Source organism: Pseudomonas sp. KT_2_4 (assembly GCF_041410225.1).
GTDB lineage: Bacteria > Pseudomonadota > Gammaproteobacteria > Pseudomonadales > Pseudomonadaceae > Aquipseudomonas > Aquipseudomonas paracarnis.
In genome coordinates this window covers 2525240-2546312 of the sequence record NZ_CP166962.1, presented here as the reverse complement: position 1 = coordinate 2546312, position 21073 = coordinate 2525240, and the positions used below count along the sequence as shown (strand labels likewise).

At 59.8% G+C, this 21073-nt stretch carries 20 protein-coding genes; 15 read left to right on the top strand and 5 right to left on the bottom strand.

All coding sequences use genetic code 11. From position 1 onward, the window contains the following. The first annotated feature begins 146 nt into the window (after window positions 1-146). From secA to AB9N64_RS11740, 3 genes are all read left to right on the top strand, one after another. Window positions 147-2882 (top strand): preprotein translocase subunit SecA, encoded by a 2736-nt coding sequence (secA, locus tag AB9N64_RS11750; RefSeq protein WP_014719726.1) that lies wholly within the window; start codon window positions 147-149, stop codon window positions 2880-2882. Window positions 2883-3006: 124 nt separating this feature from the next. Continuing rightward, window positions 3007-4224, top strand: a complete 1218-nt coding sequence (gene argJ / locus AB9N64_RS11745) for a bifunctional glutamate N-acetyltransferase/amino-acid acetyltransferase ArgJ (RefSeq protein WP_014719725.1) — start codon at window positions 3007-3009, stop codon at window positions 4222-4224. A 19-nt stretch (window positions 4225-4243) separates the two neighbouring features. Beyond that, window positions 4244-5188: a Nudix family hydrolase gene (locus tag AB9N64_RS11740; protein ID WP_371360282.1), complete on the top strand. Its 945-nt coding sequence runs from the start codon at window positions 4244-4246 to the stop codon at window positions 5186-5188. 140 nt (window positions 5189-5328) lie between these two features. On the opposite strand, the gene AB9N64_RS11735 is transcribed toward AB9N64_RS11740, so the two are convergent. Genes AB9N64_RS11735 through AB9N64_RS11725 form a run of 3 tightly spaced genes read right to left on the bottom strand, consistent with a single transcriptional unit; the run spans window position 5329 to window position 8910 of the window. After that, window positions 5329-5907: a cob(I)yrinic acid a,c-diamide adenosyltransferase gene (locus tag AB9N64_RS11735; RefSeq protein ID WP_032895497.1), complete on the bottom strand. Its 579-nt coding sequence runs from the start codon at window positions 5905-5907 to the stop codon at window positions 5329-5331. A gap of 2 nt (window positions 5908-5909) precedes the next feature. Then, the gene (locus AB9N64_RS11730; protein ID WP_003193882.1) at window positions 5910-7946 is read right to left on the bottom strand and encodes an ATP-binding protein; all 2037 of its coding nucleotides are present in this window, start codon (window positions 7944-7946) and stop codon (window positions 5910-5912) included. 46 nt (window positions 7947-7992) lie between these two features. Further along, window positions 7993-8910, bottom strand: a complete 918-nt coding sequence (locus AB9N64_RS11725) for a putative 2-dehydropantoate 2-reductase (RefSeq protein ID WP_003193881.1) — start codon at window positions 8908-8910, stop codon at window positions 7993-7995. 123 nt (window positions 8911-9033) lie between these two features. Between AB9N64_RS11725 and AB9N64_RS11720 the strand changes: the two genes are divergently transcribed. Continuing rightward, window positions 9034-9519, top strand: a complete 486-nt coding sequence (locus tag AB9N64_RS11720) for a YajQ family cyclic di-GMP-binding protein (RefSeq protein ID WP_003193880.1) — start codon at window positions 9034-9036, stop codon at window positions 9517-9519. 136 nt (window positions 9520-9655) lie between these two features. Further along, window positions 9656-10498: a mechanosensitive ion channel family protein gene (locus AB9N64_RS11715; RefSeq protein WP_014719720.1), complete on the top strand. Its 843-nt coding sequence runs from the start codon at window positions 9656-9658 to the stop codon at window positions 10496-10498. A 183-nt stretch (window positions 10499-10681) separates the two neighbouring features. Here the strand turns inward: AB9N64_RS11715 and AB9N64_RS11710 are convergent, their stop codons facing one another. Beyond that, on the bottom strand, window positions 10682-11980 hold the full coding sequence (locus tag AB9N64_RS11710; protein ID WP_014719719.1) for an OprD family porin: 1299 nt from the start codon (window positions 11978-11980) through the stop codon (window positions 10682-10684). A 740-nt stretch (window positions 11981-12720) separates the two neighbouring features. Between AB9N64_RS11710 and AB9N64_RS11705 the strand changes: the two genes are divergently transcribed. Both AB9N64_RS11705 and AB9N64_RS11700 read left to right on the top strand, forming a co-directional pair. Further along, window positions 12721-13146, top strand: a complete 426-nt coding sequence (locus tag AB9N64_RS11705; RefSeq protein WP_020302709.1) for an HIT domain-containing protein — start codon at window positions 12721-12723, stop codon at window positions 13144-13146. A 3-nt stretch (window positions 13147-13149) separates the two neighbouring features. Next, window positions 13150-13356, top strand: a complete 207-nt coding sequence (locus tag AB9N64_RS11700) for a SlyX family protein (RefSeq protein ID WP_005790924.1) — start codon at window positions 13150-13152, stop codon at window positions 13354-13356. A gap of 73 nt (window positions 13357-13429) precedes the next feature. On the opposite strand, the gene AB9N64_RS11695 is transcribed toward AB9N64_RS11700, so the two are convergent. Beyond that, window positions 13430-14032, bottom strand: a complete 603-nt coding sequence (locus AB9N64_RS11695; RefSeq protein WP_003193875.1) for a cold-shock protein — start codon at window positions 14030-14032, stop codon at window positions 13430-13432. A gap of 427 nt (window positions 14033-14459) precedes the next feature. On the opposite strand from AB9N64_RS11695, the gene AB9N64_RS11690 reads away from it, so the two are divergent. The 8 genes from AB9N64_RS11690 to ruvB all read left to right on the top strand — a co-directional run bounded on the left by AB9N64_RS11690 (window position 14460) and on the right by ruvB (window position 21055). Then, window positions 14460-14933 carry a Dps family protein gene (locus AB9N64_RS11690; RefSeq protein WP_003193874.1) on the top strand — a complete coding sequence of 158 codons (474 nt, stop codon included), beginning with the start codon at window positions 14460-14462 and terminating at the stop codon, window positions 14931-14933. A 181-nt stretch (window positions 14934-15114) separates the two neighbouring features. Further along, entirely contained in the window at window positions 15115-15468 is a 354-nt protein-coding gene (locus AB9N64_RS11685; protein WP_019821251.1) for a ribbon-helix-helix domain-containing protein, read from the top strand. Window positions 15469-15630: 162 nt separating this feature from the next. Further along, on the top strand, window positions 15631-15852 hold the full coding sequence (locus AB9N64_RS11680; protein ID WP_003193872.1) for an FmdB family zinc ribbon protein: 222 nt from the start codon (window positions 15631-15633) through the stop codon (window positions 15850-15852). A gap of 108 nt (window positions 15853-15960) precedes the next feature. Beyond that, entirely contained in the window at window positions 15961-17736 is a 1776-nt protein-coding gene (aspS, locus tag AB9N64_RS11675) for an aspartate--tRNA ligase (RefSeq protein WP_014719716.1), read from the top strand. Window positions 17737-17871: 135 nt separating this feature from the next. After that, entirely contained in the window at window positions 17872-18618 is a 747-nt protein-coding gene (locus tag AB9N64_RS11670; protein WP_003193870.1) for a YebC/PmpR family DNA-binding transcriptional regulator, read from the top strand. A 171-nt stretch (window positions 18619-18789) separates the two neighbouring features. Then, window positions 18790-19314 (top strand): crossover junction endodeoxyribonuclease RuvC, encoded by a 525-nt coding sequence (ruvC, locus tag AB9N64_RS11665; protein ID WP_019821257.1) that lies wholly within the window; start codon window positions 18790-18792, stop codon window positions 19312-19314. 70 nt (window positions 19315-19384) lie between these two features. Then, window positions 19385-19996: a Holliday junction branch migration protein RuvA gene (ruvA, locus tag AB9N64_RS11660; protein ID WP_003193868.1), complete on the top strand. Its 612-nt coding sequence runs from the start codon at window positions 19385-19387 to the stop codon at window positions 19994-19996. Continuing rightward, window positions 19997-21055 carry a Holliday junction branch migration DNA helicase RuvB gene (gene ruvB / locus AB9N64_RS11655; RefSeq protein ID WP_003193867.1) on the top strand — a complete coding sequence of 353 codons (1059 nt, stop codon included), beginning with the start codon at window positions 19997-19999 and terminating at the stop codon, window positions 21053-21055. The last annotated feature ends 18 nt before the right edge of the window (window positions 21056-21073 follow it).

The following is a 21073-nucleotide window of genomic DNA, read 5'->3' as shown; positions in this document are numbered from 1 at the left end:
CACAGCGCCGTGCCTGCCTCGGGGAACAACGCCACTTTCCTCACCCACGATTCCGGGTAGAATGCGCGTTCGCAATGCGGCCGTGAGGGCTGCTCGGGCCACTCACGGTGCGCCCTCCATCCCTATGTGTGGAAGAACCTGCCGATATGTTTGCGCCTTTGTTAAAGAAACTTTTTGGAAGCAAGAATGAGCGCGAAGTCAAACGCATGCTCAAGACGGTGCAGCTGGTCAATGCCTTCGAAGAGCAGATGGTTGCTCTGTCGGACGAGCAATTGCGCGCCAAGACCCAAGAGTTCAAGGCCCGCATAGCCAAAGGTGAAACCCTCGACAAGCTGCTGCCCGAAGCCTTTGCGGTCGCCCGTGAAGCCGGTAAGCGCGTCATGGGCATGCGCCACTTCGACGTCCAGTTGATCGGCGGCATGACCTTGCATGAAGGCATGATTGCCGAAATGCGCACCGGTGAAGGCAAGACCCTGGTGGCAACCCTGGGCGTTTACCTCAACGCACTGTCCGGCAAGGGCGTGCACGTTGTGACGGTGAACGACTACCTGGCTCGCCGGGACGCCAACTGGATGCGCCCGCTGTATGAATTCCTCGGCCTGACCGTCGGCGTGGTAACGCCGTTCCAGCCGCCGGAAGAGAAGCGCGCCGCGTACGCCTGCGACATCACCTACGGTACCAACAACGAATTCGGTTTCGACTACCTGCGCGACAACATGGCGTTCAGCATGGATGAAAAATTCCAGCGTGAACTCAACTTTGCCGTGATCGACGAAGTCGACTCCATCCTCATCGACGAAGCCCGTACCCCGCTGATCATCTCCGGCCAGGCCGAAGACAGCTCGCGCCTGTACACCGAGATCAACAAGTTGATCCCGCGTCTTGAGCAGCACATCGAGGAGGTGGAAGGCGTGGTGACCAAAGAAGGTCACTTCACCATCGACGAGAAGACCCGCCAGGTCGAACTCAACGAAGCCGGTCACCAGTTTGTCGAAGAGATGCTGACCCAGATCGGCGAATTGGCCGAAGGTGAAAGCCTGTACTCGGCGCACAACCTGGGCCTGTTGACCCACGTGTACGCTGGCCTGCGCGCCCACAAGCTGTTCCACCGCAACGTCGAGTACATCGTGCAGGACGGCCAGGTGGTACTGGTTGACGAGCACACCGGTCGTACCATGCCCGGTCGTCGTTTGTCCGAAGGCCTGCACCAGGCCATCGAAGCCAAGGAACACCTCAACATCCAGGCCGAAAGCCAGACGTTGGCGTCCACCACTTTCCAGAACTACTTCCGTCTGTACAACAAGCTGTCCGGCATGACCGGTACGGCCGACACCGAAGCGTTCGAATTCCACCAGATCTACAACCTGGCCGTGATGGTCATCCCGCCGAACAAGCCGTTGGCGCGTAAAGACTACAACGACCTGGTGTTCCTGACCGCCGAAGAGAAATACGCGGCGATCATCAATGACATCAAGGATGGCATGGCCAAGGGCCGTCCGATCCTGGTGGGTACCGCCACCATCGAGACCTCCGAGCACGTGTCCAACCTGCTCAACAAGGAAGGTATCGAGCACAAGGTACTGAACGCCAAGTTCCACGAAAAAGAAGCCGAGATCATCGCCCAGGCCGGTCGCCCAGGCGCATTGACCATCGCCACCAACATGGCCGGTCGTGGTACCGACATCCTGCTGGGCGGCAACTGGGAAGTGGAAGTGGCCTCGCTCGACAACCCGACGCCTGAGCAGATCGCCCAGATCAAGGCCGACTGGCAGAAGCGTCACCAGGCTGTGCTGGAATCCGGTGGCTTGCAGGTGATCGCGTCCGAGCGTCACGAATCGCGCCGTATCGACAACCAACTGCGTGGCCGTGCCGGTCGCCAGGGTGACGCCGGTTCCAGCCGTTTCTACCTGTCGCTGGAAGACAGCCTGATGCGTATCTTCGCGTCGGACCGGGTGAAGAACTTCATGAAAGCCCTGGGCATGCAGTCCGGTGAGGCGATCGAGCACCGCATGGTGACCAACGCCATCGAGAAGGCCCAGCGCAAAGTAGAAGGCCGTAACTTCGACATTCGTAAGCAACTGCTTGAGTTCGACGACGTCAACAACGAACAGCGTAAAGTGATTTATCACATGCGTAACACGTTGCTGGCCGCCGACAATATTGGCGAGACCATCGCTGATTTCCGTCAGGACGTGCTCAACGCCACTGTCAGCGCCCACATCCCGCCACAGTCCCTGCCTGAGCAGTGGGATGTTGCCGGCCTAGAAGCGGCATTGAAGAGCGACTTCGGTGTGGACTTGCCGGTTCAGCAATGGCTGGACGAAGACGATCACCTGTACGAAGAAACCCTGCGCGAAAAACTGATGGCCGAGCTGCTGGCGGCGTACAACGAGAAAGAAGAGCAAGCGAGTGCCGAAGCACTGCGCACCTTCGAAAAACAGATCGTATTGCGCGTGCTGGATGACCTGTGGAAAGACCACCTGTCGACCATGGACCACCTGCGTCACGGTATCCACCTGCGTGGCTACGCCCAGAAGAACCCGAAGCAGGAGTACAAGCGCGAGTCGTTCACGCTGTTCTCCGAATTGCTGGATTCGATCAAGCGCGATTCGATCCGCGTGCTGTCCCACGTTCAGGTGCGTCGCGAAGACCCGATCGAGGAAGAAGCACGCCTGCGTCAGGAAGCCGAAGCACTGGCGGCGCGCATGCAGTTCCAGCACGACGAAGCGCCGGGCCTGGATGAGCCTGAAGCATTGGGTGAAGAGGTCGATGTGGCCCTGGCCCAGACCCCGGTTCGCAATGACCAGAAGCTGGGCCGCAACGAGCTGTGCTACTGCGGTTCGGGCAAGAAATTCAAACACTGCCACGGCCAGATCGAATAAGATTTTCGCCTGACGCTGCAACACCCCGCGCCGCGACCGGCCTTTGCCGTCGCGGCGTTTTGCCATTAATTCCCACCGTCGATAGCGACGGCACAGACATCACCTATTTTTAAGGAGCGCATTCATGGCTGTTGGTCTTGGTCCTTTGCCCACGTTGCACCCGGTTGCCGGTTTTGAACTTGGTATCGCTTCGGCCGGCATCAAGCGCCCGGGGCGCAAGGATGTGGTGGTGATGCGCTGTGCTGAAGGCTCGACCGTAGCGGGCGTGTTCACCCTCAACGCCTTCTGCGCCGCGCCGGTGATTCTGGCCAAGCAGCGCGTGGCCGGGTCGATTCGCTACCTGCTGACCAATACCGGCAACGCCAACGCGGGCACCGGCGAGCCCGGCCTGGTGGCGGCGGCGCGCACCTGCGCCAAGCTGGCCCAGTTGACCGGCGTCGATGCCAGCCAGGTGTTGCCGTACTCCACCGGTGTGATCGGTGAGCCGCTGCCGGTGGAAAAAATCGAAGGCGCCCTGCAAGCCGCGCTCGATGATCTGTCTGTGGATAACTGGGCGGCTGCGGCCACTGGCATCATGACCACCGACACCTTGCCCAAAGGCGCGAGCCGCCAGTTCGTGTATGAGGGCGTGACCATCACCGTCACCGGTATCAGCAAAGGCGCAGGCATGATCCGCCCGAACATGGCCACCATGCTCGGCTATATCGCCACCGACGCCAAAGTTTCCCGTGATGTGCTGCAACGCCTGATGCTGGACGGCGCCAACAAGTCGTTCAATCGCATCACCATCGACGGTGACACCTCCACCAACGACTGCTGCATGCTGATCGCCACCGGCCAGGCCAACCTGCCGGAAATCACCTCCACCGAAGGCCCGTTGTTTGCGGCGTTGAAACAGGCGGTGTTCGAAGTGTGCATGGACGTGGCCCAGGCCATCGTGCGTGACGGCGAGGGCGCGACCAAGTTCGTCACGGTTGAAGTCAACGGCGGCGGCAACCATCAGGAATGCCTGGATGTGGGCTACACCGTGGCGCACTCGCCGCTGATCAAGACCGCGCTGTTTGCTTCGGACCCGAACTGGGGCCGTATCCTCGCGGCTGTCGGCCGTGCCGGCGTGCCGGACCTGGACGTGAGCAAAATCGACGTGTTCCTGGGTGACGTGTGCATCGCCAGCCGTGGCGCCCGCGCCGAAACCTACACCGAAGCCCAGGGCTCGGCGGTGATGCAGCAGGAAGAAATCACCATCCGTATCGAACTGGGTCGTGGTGACTGCAGCGAAACCATCTGGACCACCGACCTGTCCCACGAGTACGTGAAGATCAACGCGGAATACCGTACCTGATACCAAGAGGAAACTGGCGGTGAAACGAGTACATGTAGCTGCAGCGGTGATCCGCGGTGTCGATGGCAGGATCCTGCTGGCGCGCCGTGCCGATACTCAGCATCAAGGCGGCCTCTGGGAATTTCCCGGCGGCAAGGTGGAGGCTGATGAGTCGGTTGTCACGGCCTTGTCCCGTGAATTGCAGGAAGAGCTGGGCATTCAGGTCACCACGGCGCGGCCGCTGATCAAGGTGCAACATGACTATCCGGACAAGCAGGTATTGCTGGATGTCTGGGAAGTCTCGGCTTTTACCGGCGAGCCCCATGGCGCTGAAGGGCAGCCGTTGGCGTGGGTGGCACCGCGGGACCTGGTCAACTATGAATTCCCGGCGGCGAATGCGCCGATTGTCGCCGCGGCACGCTTGCCCGCCGAGTACTTGATCACCCCTGGCGAGCTGGAGACCCCGACGCTGTTGCGCGGTATCCAGAAGGCTATTGCCGGTGGCATCAAGCTGGTTCAACTGCGTGCTCCTAACGGTTACGACCCCAAATACCGCGACCTGGCGGTAGATGCGGTGGGCCTGTGCGCCGGCAAGGCGCAACTGATGCTCAAGGGGCCGTTCGAGTGGCTGGGGGATTTCCCTGCTGCGGGATGGCATATGACCTCGGCGCAGTTGCGCAAATACGCGAGCAAGGGCCGACCGCTGCCCAAAGACCGCTGGTTGGCGGCGTCTTGCCACAACGCGGAAGAACTGGCGCTGGCAGAGTTGATGGACGTGGATTTTGTCACCCTGTCGCCGGTGCAACCGACTCAGACCCATCCGGATGCGCAGCCGTTGGGTTGGGAACAGGCGGCTGAGTTGATCGCCGGGTTCAGCAAGCCGGTGTTTCTGTTGGGCGGGGTTGGGCCGGCGCAGCGGGAGCAAGCTTGGGAGGCTGGTGCGCAAGGAGTGGCAGGTATTCGGGCGTTCTGGCCGCAGGTGTGATGAGCGTTCCCACGCTCTGCTGATCGTGCTGATCGTTCCCACGCTCTGCGTGGGAATGCCTCCTGCGACGCTCTGCGTCACGCTTTGGGACGCGGAGCGTCCGTTGATGCATTCCCACGCAAAGCGTGGGAACGATCTGCTCAGTGTGGCTTGGCCGCCGCCTGCCACAACACTTCCGCAACACCTTGGCGTTTGGCAATCACCCTGGCCGCAACAAACAGCAAATCCGACAACCGATTGATATACGCCAGCCCCACACCCTCCAACGGCTCCACGGCATTGAGGTGCTGACAGCGGCGCTCGGCGCTGCGCGCCAGGCTGCGGCACACATGGGCCTGGGCGATCAAGGCTGAGCCGCCGGGCAGAATGAAGTTCTCCAGCGGTCCAACCTCTTCATTCCAACGATCAATCGCTGCTTCCAGTCGATCCACTTCCGCCGCATTCAGCGCCTTGTACACCGGCATGGCCAGCTCACCGCCCAAGTCAAACAGACGGTGCTGGCAAGGGGTGAGCACTTCAATCACATCCTTCAACGCCGGATGCTTGCCGCTTTGTTCTTCAAGGTTGGCCAGCAGCAGGCCCAACTGGCTGTTCAGCGTATCCACCTCGCCAATCGCTTCCACGCGTGGATGGTCCTTGGGCACGCGGCGGCCGTCGCCGAGGCCGGTTTCGCCTTTGTCGCCGGTACGGGTGTAGATCTTCGACAGGCGAAAGCCCATGGTCAGTGCTCCAGTTGGGTAAATTCAGTGGGGGGCAATTGGCTGCCGGCCAGAGGCAGGCGCAAGGTAAAGCAGGTGCCCTGGCCCAGGGTGGAATGCACTTCCATCTGGCCCTTGTGGTTGTTGGTGATGATGAAATACGACACCGACAGGCCTAGCCCGGTGCCCTGGCCGATTTCCTTGGTAGTAAAGAAGGGTTCGAACGTACGTTTGCGCACGTTTTCGCTCATGCCGATGCCGTTGTCTTCCACCTGGATTTCGGCCCACGGCGGGTTGAGGCGGGTGCGCAGAATAATGCGCCCAGGTTCGCTGTCGTCTTCCCGCAGGTGAATGGCCTGGGCAGCGTTCTTCAACAGGTTGAGCAGCACTTGCTCCAGCTCGTTGGCGGTGCCGGGTACCGGGCCCAGTTGCGGATCGAACTGGCGGATGATCGCCTGGCCCTTGAAATCGAAACCGATGGTCAGGTCGAAGTCGTTGCCGGCGATTTCCACGGCCTGGTCAATCAGCGCCGGCAAATCGCAGGGTGCCATCTGGCGATTGCTGCGGCGGCTGAAGCTGAGCATGTGGGTGACGATTTTCGCGGCACGTGCGCCGGCCTGCTGAATGCCGTCGAGCAGTTGCGGGACTTCGCGGCCTTGCAGGTAACGGTTGACCGTCTCCAGCTCGATGCCCACCTGCTCGGCAAGCTCCAGGTTCTTGGGCAGCTCGGGCGACAGGCGCCGGCGAATGTTCTGCACGTTATGCAGGATCGCGCCCAGCGGGTTGTTGATCTCATGGGCCATACCCGCCGCCAGGCCGCCCACGGAGAGCATTTTTTCCGATTGCACCATCATTTCTTCCAGGGACAGGCGCTGGGTGATGTCGTCGATTCGGATCACCACACCGCGCCCGGCGCCGCCCATCAACGGGTAAAACGTCAGCGCATAATGCTTGGGCTCGTCGTCCTTGATCCAGGTGACTCGCTCGATCCGCTCCACCGTGTGTTGCTCCACGGTGGCCTTGATCTGCGGCAGGTACGGCTTGAGCGGCTGGAAGGCCAGGAATACCGGTTGGTTCAGGGCTTCGTCCAGGCGCGTACCGGATAGGGCGGTGGCTTCCTGGTTCCACTGGGTGACGTAAAGTTGTTCATCCAGGGCGATCAGCGCCGAGGGCATCGAGTCGATGATGCTGTTCAGGTAGTTCTGGAAGCCCGTGAGCTTTTTCTCGATCTTGCTGCGCACCTGGACTTCCAGTTCCAGCTTGCGGTTGGTATGCCGGGTTTCTTCGGCCAAACCCTGGGCCTGGTCATACGCAGCCTGGGAATCGTCGCGCGCACGTTTAAGTTGCTGCTCACGGGCTTCGATGCGCGACAACATGGTGTTGAAGGCTTCAGCCAGGCTGCCGATTTCGTCACGGTTGCCACGCCCGGCGCGTAACGCGTAGTTTTCCTCGCGGGTCACCTGGCGGGACAGCTCTTCAAGCTCATGAATCGGTCGGGTGATCAGGCGTTTGATCTGCCGGGCGATGACCAGCCACAACAACACGCTGAAAATCAGGATACCCAGGCTCGCGGTCAGTGTGCCGGTATAGAACGCCACCGGCAACTCACTGCTGGCCACTAGCAACAAATGCCCTGAAGGCTGGTTGCCGCGGGGTAGGGTGATGACCTGGTTGCTGCGAAATTCGGTGAGGCGCCAGGCTTCGATATGCCGGTAGTGGTCCGGCAGGTGCAGGCGGTCGCCGTGCTGCATCTGCGCCAGGCGGTTGCCTTCGCCGTCGTACAGGGCGGCGGCGCGCAACGGTGAATAGCTGGTCAGCTCATTGAGCAGCGCCTCGGCCTTGGTCGGAGACTCAAGGGCCTCGGCGGCGAGCGCGGGGTTGGACACCAGTCGACCAATGGACTGCAAGGCCTGGGGGGCCATGCTTTCCTGGGAGATCCAGTAGGCAGCGCTAATAAACGTCAGATTGGCCACCAGTAATACGGTGGTCAATAACACCAGCAGGGCGGCCAGCAGTTTCTGCCCTACCGGTAGATTTTCAAGACGCTGGCGCAGTGGCATCAGGGGGTTCCCAGGTGATAGACAGGTAGGCAGGGTAGCGCGTGCCTCAGTCGCTGGCCAATCCGCGTGCGCGCAAATGCTCGACCAGGCGCGCTTGCAACTGTTGCAGATGCGGCAACACCAATTGATGGCGGGCGGCCGCCTGGCAGGCATAGCCCAGCAGGTAGCTGATCTCGGTACGCCGTGCGTTGGCCACGTCCTGGTACATGGACGAATAATTGGCCGCAGTGGCCTGGATCACCCGCTGCACTTCGCTGTGCAGGTCTTGTGCGGCGGCGGGCTGGCCGCAGCATTCGAGCAGCTCGGCCAGTTCAGCGCACAAGGTCGCCACTTCACACGCGTGGGCTTGCAAGCCGCCGTTGCGGCACTGGTAAAGCACCGTCAGGGGATTGATAGCGCAATTGAGCGCCAGCTTGCGCCACAGGCGCGTGAGAATATCGCTGGCCCAATCGTGGGGAATGCCGGCTGCTTGCAGGTCGTCCAGCCACAGCGGCGGCGTGGGGTGGCTCGCATCCCCCAGCCAGGTGTAGCCATGGCCGGCAAATACCACCCGCCAGTCGCCTTCGCGAAACGCGCCTTCGGTGCTCGAGGCAAAGATACAACGGGCCGACGGCACTTGTGCGGCCACTGCGTCCTGGCTGCCGAGGCCGTTTTGCAGCAGGATCAGTTCGGCGTCGGGCGCCAGTCGAGGTTGCAACTGGGCAATGGCGCTTTGGGCATCGTAGGCTTTGCACGCGACGAGCAGGCGATGAATCAGCTCTGGGCTGTCAGACGTTTCACCGACTACCGGGTAAGTCTGTTCTACACCCTGCTCGACCAGGGTCAGCCCCTGGCCGGCTCGATAGTCGGCCAGGCGCGCCTCATTGCGCAGGATCAGCCTGACGGGCACGCCCGCGCGCGCCAGCCGTGCGGCCCAGAGGGTGCCCAGGCTGCCGGCGCCAAGAATATGCCAGGGGGTCGACATCAGTGTGTACTCCATAAGCTCGCCAGCGGTGAACGGCGCGAAAGAACCGCTATAATGCCCCGGCATTTTAGCTCGGGCGCGCTCCATCTCTACTGAGCCCGCCCCTTATATTGGAGAAATCACATGCCTTCGTTCGACGTGGTATCTGAACTGGACAAACACGAAGTCACCAACGCCGTCGAGAACGCCGTCAAGGAACTGGACCGTCGCTATGATTTGAAAGGCAAGGGCAGCTTCGAATTCAAGGAAAAGGAACTGACCGTCAACCTGACCGCTGAAGCCGATTTCCAGCTGGAAGCGATGATCGAGATCCTCAAGCTGGCCCTGGTCAAGCGCAAGATCGACGTGCAATGTCTGGAAGTCAAAGATGCCTACGCCTCCGGCAAGCTGATGAAGCAGGAAGCCGTGCTCAAGGAAGGCATCGACAAAGAGCTGGCCAAGAAGATCGTGGCGCATATCAAGGACGCCAAGCTCAAAGTCCAGGCCGCCATCCAGGGCGAGCAGGTTCGCGTCACCGGCAAGAAGCGTGATGACCTGCAAGAGGCTATCGCAGCTCTGCGCGCCAAGACTTTCGACATGCCGCTGCAGTTCAATAACTTCCGCGACTGATGGCACTTTGGGGAACCTGTGGGCACTTTTGACGTCCCACGCCCCAGCATCAGTGCCTACAATTGAGCCCTTCGGGGCTCAATTGCGTTTTCAGGCAGTCAATACAGCCTTATCGCCGCACAACAGGAGAAAGTAGATGGATTTGAACGCTGAAATGGATCACCTGATCAAGACCTCCCAGTCTTGGCTCCCCATGATCATGGAATACGGCAGCCGCGTATTGCTGGCGTTGGTCACCCTGGCCATCGGCTGGTGGCTGATCAACGTCTTGACTCACCGCGTGGGCCGTCTGCTGGCCATGCGTAACGCAGACTTGGCACTGCAACACTTCATCACCAGCCTTGCGAACATCGCGCTCAAAGTCATGCTGGTGGTCAACGTGGCCTCGATGATCGGTGTGGCAACCACCTCGTTCGTTGCGGCGATCGGTGCCGCTACCCTGGCTATCGGCCTGGCCTTGCAAGGCAGCCTGGCGAACTTTGCCGGCGGCGTGTTGATTCTGTTGTTCCGCCCGTTCCGTATCGGTGACTGGATCGAAGCCCAGGGTACCTCGGGTACCGTCGACAGCATCCAGATCTTCCACACGGTGCTGCGTACCGGCGACAACAAGACGGTGATCATTCCCAACGGCAGCCTGTCCAACGGCCTTATCACCAACACCAACCGCCAGCCGACCCGCAAGGTCGTGTTTGACGTGGGTGTGGACTATGAGGCGGACCTGCAAAAGGCCCGTGAAGTATTGCTGGCTCTGGCCGAAGACCCGCGTGTACTGAAGGACCCTGCCGCCGTGGCGGTGGTGTCGACCTTGGGCGACAGTTCCATCACCGTCTCCCTGCGTTGCTGGACCAACACTCCGGATTATTGGGACGTGATGTTTATGCTCAATGAACTGGCGCGTGACCGTTTGAAAGCGGCCGGGATTGATATTCCGTTTCCGCAACGGGTTATTCGGGTGATGCAGGAAAGTGCGCCGAAGTAACTTGGCGCGATGCTATCGAAGTTGGCCGAAAGGTCAGCTTTGAAAAAACTAGTTACTTAGCTTGCTAGTTGTTTTGTTGGTTGAAGTAAAACTGCAATAAAAAAGCCGCTCCCTGTTTAAACAGAGGAGCGGCTTTTTGTTTAAGGCCGAGGCCTCAAGTCATCGTTGTAATTGAACCGGCAATTACAAGATGTTCAGCGGGTAGTTGGCGATCAGACGCAGCTCGTCGATCGACGGCGAACCGTAGTACACGCCATCACCGGAACGGTAAGTCGCTTGACGCAGGCGCAGGCTCAGGTTTTTCGCCGGGCCGCTCTGGATCACGTACTTGGCTTCGATGTCGCGTTCCCACTCTTTGCCGTTCGAGGTGGTGCCGGTGTTGGCGCCGCTACCGGTGACGTAACGGGTCATGAAGCTCAGGCCCGGAATGCCAAAGGTCGCCATGTTGATGTCATAACGCGCCTGGTAGGACTTTTCGCCTTCGGCGTTGAAGTCGGAACGGGCGATGGAGTTGGCCAGGAACACAGTGCCGCCGCCGTCTACGCCGTAACCGTAGTCGCCGTCACCGGTGACTTTCTGGGCTGCCAGGGTGAAGGTGTGAGCACCGATGGTGTACGCACCCTGCAAGCTGAAGGCGCGGTTGTCGAGCTTGGTCACGCCATCTTTCTCTGCGCGTTGCAGGCCGGCGCCGTCGCTCTTGGTGTCGTAGATGTTGAAGTCCAGGGCGAACGACTGATCATCGCTCAGGGCGTGGGTCCAGTTCAGGTTGCTGTAGTACTTGCGGAAGTAATCTTCGGTTTTCGCGTAGTACAGGCTGCCGGTGACTTCTGGAGTGAAGGCATACACACCGCCGACAAAGTCGGTTTTGGTCAGGCCCAGGCTGTCGTGGTAGGTCTGGTTCTGCGCGACGCTGGAAGTGAAGTGACCGCCTTCAAGCTTCAGGCCCTTGATTTCGTTGCTGGTGATGGAGATACCTTGCGGCAGCTCAGGCAGCAGGCGGCTGTCGTCGGAGGCAAACACTGGGGCTGTGGTGTATTGGTCACCGATTTTCAGCACTGTGTTGGAGATGCGGAACTTCACCGCGCCGCCGCCTTTGGAGTAGTCGTCTTGCGAGCGACCATCGGAACCGGTTGGGAACAGGCCGGTGCCGGCGCGGCCCTTGCCGCTGTCGAGCTTGACGCCCATCAGGCCGATCACGTCGACACCGACACCAATGGTGCCCTGGGTGAAGCCAGACTCGTAGAGGGCATTGAAGCCCAGGCCGGTTTCTTCAGCACGGCTTTTACGCTTGCCGTTGACGGTGCTGTAACCGCCCCCTGGCTCATTTCGAAAGTCACGGCTGAAGTACAGCGCGCGAGTATTGATGCTGAACGTGCTGTCTTCAACAAAGCCCTTGGAATCGTCCTGGGCGGACGCCATTGCGAACTGCGAGGTGCCTGCTGAAACAGCCAGGGCGATCATGCTCCACTTCATCACGCGCATCGTGATTTGCTCCTTTGGTTTTAGGAAGAGTACTGCCGTCCCACCTGTATTTTTATCTGGGCGGCTCTTTCTTTTTGTGTCGGCGCAAAGTTAGCTCACGCAGACCCTATTGACGATACTTACTCAACTATCCTTTCAGCTTCTTTACGAGGCTGTCGTAAATCGCTAGATCCATGTCGCAAATTCACAGCCCAAAATGTATCCAGGCTGACAACTTCAATGCTGTTTTCAGACTTCTTTCAAAGTTTGAACACTTCCCTGATACACATTGAAACGCCACTGTTTTTATCGCGAAACACCTGTGTCCAGACGGGTGCCGTTGCCGACGATATGGAGGTGAATGCAACAAGCGTGCTCAAACCGCTGACCGAATGTCATTTTTTCGTGAAAAGTGTGATGAACCTGTAAAAACCGCATAAGCACGGGGGGTTTACGCCATTTGGGTTGGGCTTGACGCCAGGGTGTTACCCCGGTTCGGTGGTACCTGAATGCTGTACCTGGGTAAAACGTTACCGGTTGACCCTTATCAGTGGGTAATCGGCGGATCCCTTTGAGGCACAGGTGGGTCATTTTGGTGCATCCCGTTGAGGCCCGGCCTAGCGTTGCTCTCTTGAGTTACTGCCTCTAAAGGGTGCATTTTTTTGCCCGGCTGCCTCAAGGCCGCCAGCATTGCCCGTGAAGCCTTGGGCATTCGAAGGTATGCTGGGCACCTGTTACCGACCTGCCGAACGGAGTGCCACGTGTTCGCCTTAGATCAACGCCTGCAACAAGATACCTTGGCCATTGGGGACTTCCCGCTCTGTCGCCTGCTGCTGTCCAATGACGCCAATTACCCCTGGTTCATTCTGGTGCCACGCATCGACGGTATCAGCGAAGTGTTTCAACTGGATGTCGCCGATCAACAAACCTTGTGGCAAGAAACGACAGCCTTGGCGCAGTTGCTCAACGAGGGCTTGGCGGCCGACAAAATGAACATCGGCGCGTTGGGTAACGTGGTCAGCCAGTTGCATGTGCATGTGATTGTGCGCAAGCGCGACGACGCCGCCTGGCCAGCCCCCGTGTGGGGCAAGCACCCGGCCCAGCCCTATACCGAAGAGCAGGTGGCCGCGATTCGCAGCCGATTGCGTGAGCTATTGCCTGCCGACTTCATCTTTACCCAGGACTGAACCATGGACCTGCAAGAACGCGTCACCGACCTGGAAAGCCGCCTGGCCTTCCAGGACGACACCATTGAAACCCTCAATGACATTCTGGTCACCCAGCAGCGGGCCGTCGAACGCCTGCAATTGCAGATGACTGCACTGCTCAAGCGCCAGGAAGAAATGGGCGGGCAATTCGAGTCATCCGAAGAAGAAGCGCCGCCGCCCCACTATTGACTGCGCACGCAATAAAAAACCGCGACCCAGCCAAGGCTGGATCGCGGTTTTTTTTGCTGCGAAAGCTGGGGAATCAGCGACGCGGCAGGGCAGCGATGACGTCTTCGGCTTGCAGGCCCTTGTCACGGTTCATCACCGAGAATTCCACGCGCTGGCCTTCGACCAGTACGCGATGGCCTTCGCCACGAATGGCTCGGAAGTGGACGAAGATATCGTCGCCCGAATCGCGGGAAATGAAGCCGAAGCCCTTGGAGGTGTTGAACCACTTGACGGTCCCGGTATCCCGGTTAGTCATGTCATAGTTTTGCGACGCGGCCGCTGGAGACGAGCGGTAGAAGCTGATGGCCAGGTGAAGAACGATGGCGACCACAGCAATCACCAGGCTGAGCAGGATGGCCGGATGGCCCCCGACTTCAGGCATGGGCGCCAGGAGGGTAAGGGTTTGTACGACAACAGTCAGCACCAGCAGCGCACTGACCAGGTTTTGCAGTTGATGACGCGTGCCTTTGTTCCAGTAAGGGATTACCGGTGCGAGCGTCAGGTTAAGAAGGCCGAACAAGGCCAGGTACAGGGCGTCGTGTTGTTCCAGGTAGGGCAGGCTTTCAGGCTGCAGGCTCGGAATAAAGGACAGCAGCAACGCTGCAACGCCCGTTAGCAGGTGGACGATTTTCAACATTTTGGTTAACTCACGTTAAGACGGATCACAAGGAAGAGCTGACTGGCACGGTTCGCTTCTGAACAATGGGAGGCGTTGAGCACGTGCGCGGGTATCAGCCTATGTGACGTGCCGCAGGAATAAACGGCAGCCACACCGCGTCTATTTAACAGCAAAGGCTGTGCCTACTCAAATCAAGCATTTCGGGGTGTTGCCACGGTCACGGCATTTCTGCGTCAAACGCTTGTCCTAGACAGGTGCGGGATTTTTTCAGTGGCAGCCAAGACCCTTCCTACAGGTAAACAGGCTTGCCAACTCAGATCTCGCAGGCGGTGCGGGGCGATTTGCCGCATGCCGTCCGAGTGTGTCGGGCTGCACGTGGCGCACTCTCTTGCTAGAGTGGAGCTGCACCTGATCAATGAATGCTCGTCAATTGAAGGGGAAACACATGGCAATCGATATTGGTATCAGTGAAGAAGACCGTAAATCCATCGTCGACGGACTTTCCCGCCTGCTCTCCGATACCTATGTTCTGTATCTGAAGACCCACAATTTCCATTGGAACGTCACAGGCCCCATGTTTCGTACACTGCACCTGATGTTCGAAGAGCAGTACAACGAGCTGGCGCTGGCAGTGGACTCCATTGCTGAGCGTATCCGTGCCCTGGGCTTCCCGGCGCCGGGTGCCTATTCGATTTACGCCCGCCTGTCTTCCATCAAGGAAGAAGAGGGTGTGCCGAGCGCCGAAGAGATGATCAAGCAGTTGGTCGCCGGCCAGGAAGCAGTCACGCGTACCGCGCGGGGCATCTTCCCATTGCTCGACAAAGTCAGTGATGAGCCGACGGCGGACCTCTTGACCCAGCGTATGCAGGTTCACGAGAAAACCGCGTGGATGCTGCGCTCCCTGCTTGAAAACCAGTAATCGTCGAACCCTGGCGGCGCCTTTTGGGCGCCGCCTGCTGGTTTCCCTGCGCTTCCTGGCGTTGTCCTACGACTAACAACTCCCCGTCTTCTGGCTGCTCTGTGCTGGCTGCTGTTTTATAGGCCCATCGTCCAATGGGAGAAACCTGTTGGCTGTTGTTTGGCAATGGAGTGTCAGCTGTATGTCACGTGGAGTGGGTAAGGGAGTGATGGAAACCTGTGGTTTTCACAAGATAAAGGTCGACCCTTTTGCCAAGGGTTTTGATATGGGGCTGGCCAAGCCGCTGTCCCGGTCGGTCAGGCTCAATGGGTTTTCTACCTGCCTGCGGCTTGAACAGATCTATTGGAACATCCTGACGGAAATCGCCAGGCTCAATACCTGTTCGGTCAGTGCATTGTTGTCCTACGTCGATCGGGAAGTGCATTTGCGTTACGGAGGCGTGAAGAACTTCAGTGGGCTGGTGAGGGTGGTGTGCGTGGTCCATGTGCTCAAAGGCCGGGACGCCCTCACGTCCGCGGACACGCTCGCGCAGTAGTCCGGTGGTCGGTCCGTCATCCCGGCGGGCCGGGCCCTGGGCACAAAGCCGGCTGCGCTGTGTTGATTTACCAGATATAATCCCGCGCTTTGCTGCGCATGCCGGGCTTTAAGCACAGGGCAGGGCGTGGCGCTGTAACGATCTGATCGCCGAGACATCTCCATGCCCATGTACGACTATCAATGCGCTTCCTGTGGTCATCAGTTGGAAGCCATTCAGAAGATCAGCGCCGCGCCGCTGGTCGATTGCCCTGCCTGCCAGGCACCTGAGTTGAAGAAGATGTTGTCCATGCCGGGCTTCCGTCTGAGCGGCAGTGGCTGGTACGAGACCGATTTCAAGACCGGCGCCAAGAAGAACCTGGCGGGCGGCGACAAAGCAGACTGAGTTGAACTCTACGCGCAGGCTCCTGCATTATCCGTCCCCTGCTTTAATGTACGGTGACGAGGCGGGCCTGCCACCGAATTTCGAATTACGAGAAGTGAAACCACGACCATGATGCGCAGCCACTATTGCGGCCAACTGAACGAGACCCTGGAAGGTCAGGAAATCACCCTTTGCGGATGGGTTCACCGTCGCCGCGACCACGGCGGGGTGATCTTCCTCGATATCCGTGACCGTGATGGTCTGGCCCAGGTGGTGTTCGACCCGGACCGCGCCGAGAGTTTTGCAGCCGCCGACCGCGTGCGCAGCGAATATGTCGTCAAGATCACCGGCAAGGTACGCCTGCGTCCGGCCGGTGCCGTGAACAAGAACATGGCGTCCGGCGGCATCGAAGTACTGGGCTATGAGCTGGAAGTGCTGAACGAGTCGGAAACCCCACCGTTCCCACTCAACGAATACTCCGATGTGGGCGAAGAAACCCGCCTGCGCTACCGCTTCCTGGACTTGCGTCGTCCGGAAATGGCCGAGAAGCTGCGCCTGCGTTCGCGCATGACCACCAGCATCCGCCGCTTCCTGGATGAAAACGGCTTCCTGGACGTCGAAACGCCGATCCTCACCCGGGCCACCCCGGAAGGCGCGCGTGACTACCTGGTACCGAGCCGTACCCATGCCGGCAGCTTCTTCGCCTTGCCGCAATCGCCGCAGCTGTTCAAGCAACTGCTGATGGTGGCCGGTTTCGACCGCTACTACCAGATCGCCAAGTGCTTCCGTGACGAAGACCTGCGCGCTGACCGCCAGCCGGAATTCACCCAGATCGACATCGAGACCAGCTTCCTCGATGAAAAAGAGATCATGGGCCTGACCGAGCAGATGATCCGCAACCTGTTCAAGGAAGTGCTGGGCCTGGAGTTCGGCGAATTCCCGCACATGACTTTCGAAGAAGCCATGCGCCGCTACGGTTCCGACAAGCCAGACCTGCGTAACCCGCTGGAACTGGTGGACGTGGCCGACCAGCTCAAGGACGTCGACTTCAAGGTGTTCAGCGGCCCGGCCAACGATCCTAAATGCCGCATCGCCGCCCTGCGTGTGCCTGGCGGCGCGAGCATGCCGCGCAAGCAGATCGACGACTACACCAAGTTCGTCGGCATCTACGGTGCCAAGGGCCTGGCGTACATCAAGGTCAACGAGCGCGCCAACGGCGTCGACGGCCTGCAATCGCCGATCGTGAAAAACATCCCTGAAGCCAACCTGAACACGATCCTTGATCGCGTCGGTGCGGTTGACGGCGACATCGTGTTCTTCGGCGCCGACAAGGCCAAGATCGTCAGCGAGGCCCTGGGCGCGCTGCGTATCAAACTCGGCCACGACCTGAACCTGCTGACCTGCGAGTGGGCGCCGATGTGGGTTGTGGACTTCCCGATGTTCGAAGAGAACGACGACGGCAGCTTCAGCGCCTTGCACCACCCGTTCACCGCACCGAAGTGCTCCCCTCAAGAGCTGGAAGCCAACCCTGCAGGCGCGCTGTCCCGTGCCTACGACATGGTGTTGAACGGTACTGAACTGGGTGGCGGTTCGATCCGTATCCACCGCAAAGAGATGCAGCAAGCGGTCTTCCGCCTGCTGGGCATCAACGAAGCGGAACAGGAAGAGAAATTCGGCTTCCTGCTCGACGCCCTGAAATACGGCGCGCCGCCGCACGGTGGCCTGGCGTTCGGCCTGGACCGTCTGGTGATGCTGATGACCGGCGCCCAGTCGATCCGTGAAGTGATCGCCTTCCCGAAAACCCAGAGCGCTGCGGACGTCATGACCCAGGCGCCGGGTGTGGTGGATGCCAAGGCCTTGCGCGAGCTGCACATCCGCCTGCGCGAGACGCCGAAGGCTGAGTAAGGCTGCAGCGTGAAAGCGCGATAAGGTTGTACGCAGTCAAAAAGGCGCATCTTCGGATGCGCCTTTGCGTTTAAAAGAGGGAAATCTCGCCTGGGGCGGGATTGATAAGGTTTCTAGAGAATTCGGAGTTGTGTTATGGCTGGCCATTCCAAGTGGGCGAACATCAAGCACCGCAAAGAGCGTCAGGATGCCAAGAAGGGCAAGATCTTCACCAAGTGGATTCGCGAACTGACCGTCGCGGCCCGCCAGGGTGGCGGTGACCCGGGCTCTAACCCGCGTCTGCGCCTGGCGCTGGACAAGGCGCTGGGCGCCAACATGAGCCGCGACATCATCGACCGCGCCGTGGCCCGTGGTGCTGGTGCGGCCGACACCGACGATATGGTCGAGCTGACCTATGAAGGCTACGGCCCGGGCGGCGTGGCGGTGATGGTCGAATGCATGACCGACAACCGCAACCGTACCGCGGCAGCCGTACGTCATGCGTTCAGCAAGTGCGGCGGCAACCTCGGCACGGATGGTTCGGTGGCCTACCTGTTCGAGCGCAAGGGGCAGATCACCTTCGCACCGGGCACCGATGAAGACGCGCTGATGGAAGCCGCAATGGAAGCGGATGCCGATGACGTCGTGACCAACGAAGACGGCTCCATCGACGTGTTTACCTCGTTCGCCAGCTTCTACGCCGTGCGCAACGCCCTGGAAGCCGCTGGTTTCAACGGCACCGACGCAGAAATCGTGATGCTGCCGACCACCAGTGCCGAACTGGACCTGGACGGTGCGCAGAAGGTGCTGAAGCTGCTGGACATGCTTGAAGACCTGGATGATGTGCAGAATGTGTATTCGAATGCCGACATCCCTGAGTCTGTGGCCGAACAGCTCACTTAAGAACGATGAATAGCCACTGTGGGAGCTGGCTTGCCTGCGATAGCATCACCTCGACTTGACAGAAGCACCGAGGTGCACGCATCGCAGGCAAGCCAGCTCCCACAGGGGTTCTATGCTGTTACACAAATGTGTGCCTGGCACATACCTTTGTAAATCCAACCCGCAGGCGTTATGACTTTAATCCTAGGTATCGACCCCGGTTCGCGCATCACCGGATTTGGCGTGGTGCAGCAGACCCCACGTGGCTGTGTGTACGTCGCCTCGGGCTGCATCCGCACTGGCGCAGGGGAATTGGCCGAGCGGCTGCAGATCGTCTATCGCGGCGTGCGTGAAGTCATCCAGACCTACGGCCCGGTCACCATGGGCATCGAAAAAGTCTTCATGGCCAAGAATGCCGACTCGGCGTTGAAGCTTGGCCAAGCCCGTGGCGCCGCCATCGTGGCGGGTGCCGAGGAGGGCATGGAGATCGCTGAATACACCGCGACCCAGGTCAAGCAGGCCGTGGTCGGTACCGGTGGTGCCAACAAGGAGCAGGTGCAGATGATGGTCATGCACATGCTCAAGCTCACGTCAAAGCCACAGATCGACGCCTCGGATGCCCTGGCCATCGCCATTTGCCATGCCCATACCCGCTCCAGCCTGTTGCCTCACGGCTTGGGCGCAGCACGTAGTCGTGGCGGGCGCCTGCGTCTCTGATAGCATCAGCGCAATCGTTATTTTTGCGGTCAGGCTCCGATCTGACCCCCCAGCTTTAAGGATCTGAACCGTGATTGGACGCTTGCGCGGCACCCTGGCTGAGAAACAGCCGCCGCACCTGATTCTGGATGTGAATGGGTTGGGTTATGAGCTGGAAGTGCCCATGACCACCTTGTATCGCCTGCCGTCGGTCGGCGAGCCGATAACCTTGCACACGCATTTAGTGGTGCGCGAAGACGCGCAACTACTCTATGGTTTCATCGGCAAGCGCGACCGCGATTTCTTCCGCGAGCTGATTCGTCTCAATGGCGTGGGGCCCAAATTGGCCCTGGCCTTGATGTCGAGCCTGGAAGTGGATGAGTTGGTGCGTGCTGTATCGGCCCAGGATACCTCGGCCCTGACCAAGGTGCCGGGCGTCGGCAAGAAAACTGCCGAGCGCTTGCTGGTCGAGCTCAAGGACCGCTTCAAAGCCTGGGAGGTGGTACCGAGCATGTTCGCCCTGGTACCGAACCAGCCGGATATGCCGGCGGCCCAGGTCGCCAGCGCCGAAAGCGATGCGGTCAATGCGCTGATCTCCCTGGGCTACAAGCCTCAGGAAGCCAGCAAGGCCGTATCGGCCATCAAGGACAAGAACCTGAGCGCTGAAGACATGATTCGCCGTGCCCTGAAGGGAATGATTTAAGTGATTGAAGCCGATCGTCTGATCGCGGCCACCGGCCCGCGTGACCGTGAAGAAGTCCAGGACCGGGCCATCCGCCCGCTGAGCCTGGCCGAATACATCGGCCAGCCCACCGTGCGCGAACAGATGGAGTTGTTTATCCAGGCCGCGCGCGGGCGCAGTGAGTCCCTGGACCACACCTTGATCTTCGGCCCGCCCGGGTTGGGCAAGACCACCCTGGCCAATATCATCGCCCAGGAAATGGGCGTGTCGATCAAGTCCACCTCCGGCCCCGTGCTGGAGCGTCCTGGAGACCTGGCGGCGCTGCTGACCAATCTTGAACCCCATGACGTACTGTTTATCGACGAGATCCATCGGTTATCACCGATTGTCGAGGAAGTGCTGTACCCGGCGATGGAAGACTTCCAGCTTGACATCATGATCGGTGAAGGCCCTGCGGCCCGCTCGATCAAGCTCGACCTGCCGCCATTCACCCTGGTGGGCGCGACCACCCGTGCGGGCATGCTGACCAACCCGCTGCGAGACCGTTTCGGCATTGTTCAACGTCTAGAGTTCTATAGCACCGCCGATCTGGCGACCATTGTCAGCCGGTCGGCGAGTATCCTCGGCTTGCCCCTGGACCCGGAAGGCGCCTTTGAAATCGCTCGACGCGCTCGCGGTACGCCACGAATTGCCAACCGTTTGCTGCGCCGCGTGCGAGACTTTGCCGAGGTGCGTGCCAAGGGCCACATCACCAAGGCCGTGGCGGACCTTGCCTTGAACCTGCTGGATGTGGACGAACATGGTTTTGATCACCAGGATCGACGCCTACTTTTGACCATGATCGAGAAATTCGACGGTGGCCCGGTGGGCGTGGACAGCCTGGCCGCAGCCATCAGCGAAGAGCGCCATACCATTGAGGATGTGCTGGAACCGTACCTGATTCAGCAGGGCTACATCATGCGAACCCCGCGGGGCAGGGTGGTGACGCGTCATGCTTACCTGCACTTTGGGCTAAACATTCCGTCACGATTGGGAGAGATGCCCGTGGTAGACGAATTCCTCGATGCGGTAGACGATTAAAAAGCTTACGCCGGACGA